Source organism: Ancylomarina sp. (assembly GCF_041555295.1).
Taxonomy (GTDB): Bacteria; Bacteroidota; Bacteroidia; order Bacteroidales; family Marinifilaceae; genus Ancylomarina.
In genome coordinates this window covers 1-5,597 of sequence record NZ_JBFFKR010000227.1, presented here as the reverse complement: position 1 = coordinate 5,597, position 5,597 = coordinate 1, and the positions used below count along the sequence as shown (strand labels likewise).

Below are 5,597 nucleotides of genomic sequence, written 5' to 3'. Positions count from 1 at the left end.
TGATGTGATGATGTGATGATGAAAATAAAAAAACGAACTTGTCTGTTGCACTTTATCCTTTAAACTTATTCGCCTTCACCAAAGAATCGTTTGATTTTCTTTCCGTTCTCCCAACGGGAGTTCAAAACTAATGCATAAGCTTCGATTTCTTTATATTCATCAGGTCTATTTTTCATGCTTTTATATAAATAGATTGATTTGCGTATCCAGCCCCTTGCATTTTTCAGGTCGCCCTTCATTTCATGCACAACAGCTAAATTGTATGCCGCACGTCCTGCCAACTTCAAATTCTTCTCTCTTGTCAGACTTTCCCACAAACTTATTGCTTTCTCAAACTCGTTCTTATTCATATAATAAAGAGCTGCAGATAAGCGTTTATCACCAGAAACAAAATACTTACGACTAACATCTACCCATCTAGGTGAGATTAAATCGACATAAGTCCTTCCTAGCTCATAAGCCGCATCATTCAACATTTGCTCCCTGCTTGGTAATTTTTCACTCACCAATTTATTAAAACTCGGATCTGAAGATTCCATAAATAAACTATCTACGAGTAATCTATCGTCATAAAACTTCTTGTATAAGGGATCGTATATGCGCCATTTCCCATAATAATGCACATCAGTAAAAGCCCAATAGATATCACCCTCAACAATATCATGTTTATTAAAAGCTTGGATATCTTCTAAAACAATTAATACGTCTGACTGACTTACTTGACAAATACTATCAACAGTTTCCCAACTTAAAGGCGTAAAATGGCGAATTGTATCTGGCATCACTTCTTTAGGAAGACGAATAAAGGGAATAGAATCTTGTGGCCAGAATTCAGATAAATTCTCAACAAAACCTTGATAACAATTCAATGACATATCTCGTGTATGGTCAATTGTATCTTTTATTGAAACACCAGTAATAGAATAATAATTCATGACAGAATCAGATGGAAAATGCTGATTTCTATCAACAAAAGCAATGCGACTAACATCGGAAGGTAGAACTACCTGAGGTGCCTCCAAGGTTTGAAACTGCACTGAAGATATTGTTTTACAAGCTGGCATAGAGACAACCAACAAGATTATAACACAATAGATTAACTTCAGTGGGGATATTGTAAATTTCATAAATTAATTATTTAGGACAACTGGGGTTAAAATAGAATCAGAAACTAGATATAAATCTAGATTCCGAGCCAGTACTTTCTCAAAAACCATTCCAAAACCAGTATTATTATAATAAAACATAAAATCCAGATAAAATTAAGTAAGGAACTGAAATTATTTTCAACTACAATTCGAGACTTCATCTTATTATTGATCACAAAACTATCAGATAATTGTGCCATTTGAGATAAGGTAAAATGCATCCCATTGCTCAGTTCTGACAAGTTTTTTAATAGGACAGAATTAGCTTTCAATTCCTTCGCTTCCAAATTTTCAGAACTAATTACAAAAGCTCCGTTTTGAACGAGTTCCTGATCAAAAGCTTTTGTTCTCGCTTCAAACTGGTAATTGCCAGAAAGCAGATTATTCAATTCTAACTTATAAACATCTCCTAGCCGTTCGAACTGGTAAGCAAATTCCTCCCCTTTTTCATTCTTCAATAAAAACTTAATGTCTGCAGTATTCGTTGCTTGGTAGCTTTTATTATAGAGTTGTGCTTCTATTTGAATGGCATCTGTTTCCTTATATACTTTATCGTACTGAATATTTAACTGATTCTTTTTCACTCTTAGAGCAAGATATTGAACCATCTGATTAATTAAACTATTAAAACACGCGTGAGAGTTGTTCAGCTTATAATCCTGCAATTTCCATCGCCAAATTCCCTCCCCCAATATATAGCACTGTTTTTGTTCATTGTTTTGAGAAAATACGAATAAAGGAATATCAGTTGGAATTCCTTTTATTAGTTGAGTTCCCATAACATTTATTTCCTTACTGAACTGATATTTTGCCATTGGTGATAGTAGTGGTGGAAAATTCTGTATTGTTTCTTTATTATCCTGGCTTATTTCAAAGAGTGAAAAATTTGAATCAAATTCAATTCTGGAATTTTGAAAAACTTCATTTTCTCGAACAACATTCAGTCCTAAATCTAAACGGTTTAAACGATTGATTTCTGTTCCTCCACCCAGAATCATCATAAAAGGTAAATTTGAAAGCTTTAGCTGATCGAAAAAGCGGGTTGCGTTATTTTTAAAAGATGGCAACTGATATAGAATCATCAGGTTATAATCAGAAAAATCAATTTGCTGTTTCGAAACGTCAATCAAACTAATAGAAAAGTTAGCCTTTTCGTGTAAAGCCGATTGTAAGGCAGCAATATCTGGATGATAAGAATCGTAACAGATCGCAATTTTGCGTTTACTATCTAAGACGTCGATTATCAGTTTTCGCGTATTGTTCTTAAGATTCACCTCTCCTTTTAAAGGCTGAATCTGCAATTCGTAAGTCTGTAAACCCGTTCGACTTGGTGAGATAAAAAAGTCTTTTTCTACAAAGAAATCATCAGCCGAAATACTTAGCGTATCTCGATACAGAATCTCAGAACCTGAGCGAGCCTGAATTTTAATCTTTTCGCCTAAACAAAAATCAGCTTTTAAAGCAAGGCGGACCGGAGTATTCGATTTTAGAAAGGCAAGCTTATTACTTCTTAATGAGAGAATGGATATATCTTTTTGATTCGCCTCATCGCCCAAAGTGATTGTATGCACCGGGCATTTAATCTCTTGTACCGAGAAACGAGGATCGTTCCCCTTATTATATAAGCCATCACCAGCCAAAATGACTTGAGTTTGATCATTAGCTTGAATATTGTTTTTGAGATATGAAAATAAGGACGAGTAATCACTTGATTGATCTGCAAAATCAAAATCCTCAACAAGTTTAACATTCTGCCCGAAGCTTAGTTTTTGAATATCATATTTAGTTTCGAGTTTCTTTAAAACAGCATCTACATCCTGAGAATACTCGCTTTTATAATAATTTGAATCTTGACTTAACTTTAATGATTGAGAATTATCCTGAGCCCAAATCAATAGAGGTTTCTCTATTCGTTCCTGACTGTATTTAATACGTGGGTTAAGTAAAAGAAATAACAAGCCGATATAGACCAAAGCACGCAAACTTGCCAAAGTCAATGTTCTGATGAAAGATAAATCGTTCTTTAAAGGGTTTTTATAATAATACTGAACATACACCAATGAAACTGCCAACAAAACGATAGGCAATAACCACCACAAGGAATGCTCAGTTAGAATGGAGATGTTCAAAAGAATATTTTTTAAGTTTCAACAAATTTAATAAACTCTTCCATCTATTGAATCATTATAAGATCTAAAAAGGCGATTTCCTCATCATAATTCATTCGAATGTTTGAATAGAAAGAAAAAGGCCCAAATATTTTGCAAAAAGCAAGCCACAGTCTCAAGCTTCCCCATATAATTTGCCGTATCTTTGCTGATTCAAATTGATGCTCAAGTATAATTTAAAATCAAAATAATGTCATTTACATCTTTAGGTTTATCTCCTTTCTTATTAAAAGCTTTGGCTATTGAGAATTACTCACAGCCCTACCCCATTCAAAAGGAAGCTATTCCTGCTATTCTGAGCAATAAGGATGTTTTAGGTATTGCAAAAACAGGATCGGGTAAAACAGCGAGTTACGTCCTACCTATCCTAAACAATCTGAGCAATAAACCGCTTAAAAACAGACATGTTAAAGTTCTCGTTTTAGTTCCTACACGTGAGCTTGCCGTTCAGGTCCAGGAAGTATTTAGCACATTTACGATGGCTTTGCCTGAAAGAGTAAAAACACTGGCAATTTTTGGTGGGGTTTCCATCAACACACAAATGATCGCTCTGCAGGGTGTTAGCATCTTAGTTGCCACTCCTGGTCGATTAATCGAATTGGAAGAATCCAACGCTGTTCATCTTTCGGATATTGACACTTTGGTGCTTGATGAAGCAGACAAAATACTTAACATGGGCTTTAAGGACGAGATGGATCGTATTTTTGCTCTTCTACCTAAAAAGCGTCAGAATCTATTATTCTCAGCGACTCTGAGCCAAGATGTTGATAATATCAAGCAGGTATTATTACATCATCCTGAAGTGATCCAAATTGAATCGAAGGAGGAAGATCTAGAACTGATTAACCAGGTGGCCTATTTAGTTACTGAAGATAAAAAAGGGCCACTCTTGCGCTATTTGATCAAAAAAAATAATTTAAAACAAGTCTTGGTTTTTGCATCCTCTGCCTTTAGAGCCGATGCGCTTGCCAATAAACTTTGCCGAAATAATGTACATGCGGTTGCCATTCACAGTAGAAAAAGTCAAAATTCTCGTACGGAGAGTTTAAGACGATTCAAAGCAGGAAATATTCGTGTATTAGTTACAACCGACCTTTTGGCTCGTGGTATCGATATTGAATTTCTGCCTTATGTGGTTAACTACGAATTACCACGATCGCCCAAAGATTACGTGCACCGTATTGGTAGAACTGGTCGTGCAGAATCACCAGGTGAAGCCATTTCTTTTATCTCTCCTGATGAAGAGCATCACTTTAAGGTGATTCAGAATAAGATGAAAAAAGAAGTGCCAATGATTGATAGTTCAGAGATTGATATGCATGGCTATTGATTCGTGAAACAGATATAAAAAAATGCCCAGTTCAATTTTGAGCTGGGCATTTTGCTTATCTATAAATTACAATTGAATAATTCTTAGCTACCTTACAGTTACATGAATGCATTTTGTTTGTCTTTCAAGAAGAACGTAACATTTACCCTCATCTTGCAGCTTTATTAATTCACGCAGTAATATATTTCGAAGGCGGTAGGTATAAACAGGTTTACTATTACCTCTCTCAAAAAAACGTGTTTGGGCAATATCGAAAGTTCGTCCATAATAATGCGATGAACTATTTGCCGTAGCATTTACATTGCTTTTGCGTAGCGATCTTTGATCTTTTAGGGTTCGTAATATGGATGTAACTGAAAACCGATATTTTTTAATTCCTAAATCTTCGAGTTGGTCGCAAAACCTTTCGCCAAGTAGTTCTAAAAATTCTTTTGCTGGTGCTTGCAGGTAAGGTAATGAATTTGATAAATGAGGTATTTCATAGTATTTGTTATCGGCTATTTCGTCGAGTTGATAACGGCTACCAAACTCTTTAGGGTTTGCTTTATAATCATCTTTTGAATCCAAAGGTTTTTCTAAGCCCTTTTTTTGGGCTACCTCAAGATGATAATCGTTATTATAGCGGCGCAGCGCTCCCTTTTCAGCTTTTGTAAGCACAGGAACAGAGAACCTGTTTATGTTTTTGCCTTTGGGTGTTGGGTTTAGAGCTAAGAATATTAAAAACACAATAGCTGCGAATATTGCAGCTGCCACTAGAATTTTACGAATACTATACTTTTTTTTTCTTTTATTCATGTCGATATTTTACTTGAACAAAGTTAAAAAAAAGGAGTTCTCAACAAATTGGTAGGTGAAGAATCTTATCAACGAACCCCATTTAGATCTACTAAGGTGATTGTATTTCTTTAAAAACTACACCACAAACCTCTTACTCCCACGCAATTCTACCAC

4 protein-coding genes are annotated in these 5,597 nt (G+C 35.1%); 1 reads left to right on the top strand and 3 read right to left on the bottom strand.

Annotated features, from left to right (window positions below; translation table 11 throughout):
* Positions 1–65: 65 nt before the first annotated feature.
* Together ABY905_RS13385 and ABY905_RS13380 are read right to left on the bottom strand one after the other, a co-directional pair.
* Entirely contained in the window at positions 66–1,127 is a 1,062-nt protein-coding gene (locus ABY905_RS13385; RefSeq protein WP_372644703.1) for a DUF6340 family protein, read from the bottom strand.
* 56 nt (positions 1,128–1,183) lie between these two features.
* Positions 1,184–3,277 (bottom strand): hypothetical protein, encoded by a 2,094-nt coding sequence (locus ABY905_RS13380; RefSeq protein WP_372644701.1) that lies wholly within the window; start codon positions 3,275–3,277, stop codon positions 1,184–1,186.
* Between the two features lie 229 nt (positions 3,278–3,506).
* Here ABY905_RS13380 and ABY905_RS13375 point away from each other — a divergent pair, with 229 nt between their 5' ends.
* Positions 3,507–4,646 carry a DEAD/DEAH box helicase gene (locus tag ABY905_RS13375; protein ID WP_372644699.1) on the top strand — a complete coding sequence of 380 codons (1,140 nt, stop codon included), beginning with the start codon at positions 3,507–3,509 and terminating at the stop codon, positions 4,644–4,646.
* Positions 4,647–4,733: 87 nt separating this feature from the next.
* Here the strand turns inward: ABY905_RS13375 and ABY905_RS13370 are convergent, their stop codons facing one another.
* The gene (locus tag ABY905_RS13370; protein ID WP_372644697.1) at positions 4,734–5,441 is read right to left on the bottom strand and encodes a DUF5715 family protein; all 708 of its coding nucleotides are present in this window, start codon (positions 5,439–5,441) and stop codon (positions 4,734–4,736) included.
* Positions 5,442–5,597 lie beyond the last annotated feature (156 nt).

Bases quoted from the DNA above. Each gene is read 5' to 3' on its own strand.
- ABY905_RS13375 (WP_372644699.1), top strand. From the start codon at position 3,507: ATGTCATTTACATCTTTAGGTTTATCTCCTTTCTTATTAAAAGCTTTG.
- ABY905_RS13385 (WP_372644703.1), bottom strand. From the start codon at position 1,127: ATGAAATTTACAATATCCCCACTGAAGTTAATCTATTGTGTTATAATC.
- ABY905_RS13370 (WP_372644697.1), bottom strand. From the start codon at position 5,441: ATGAATAAAAGAAAAAAAAAGTATAGTATTCGTAAAATTCTAGTGGCA.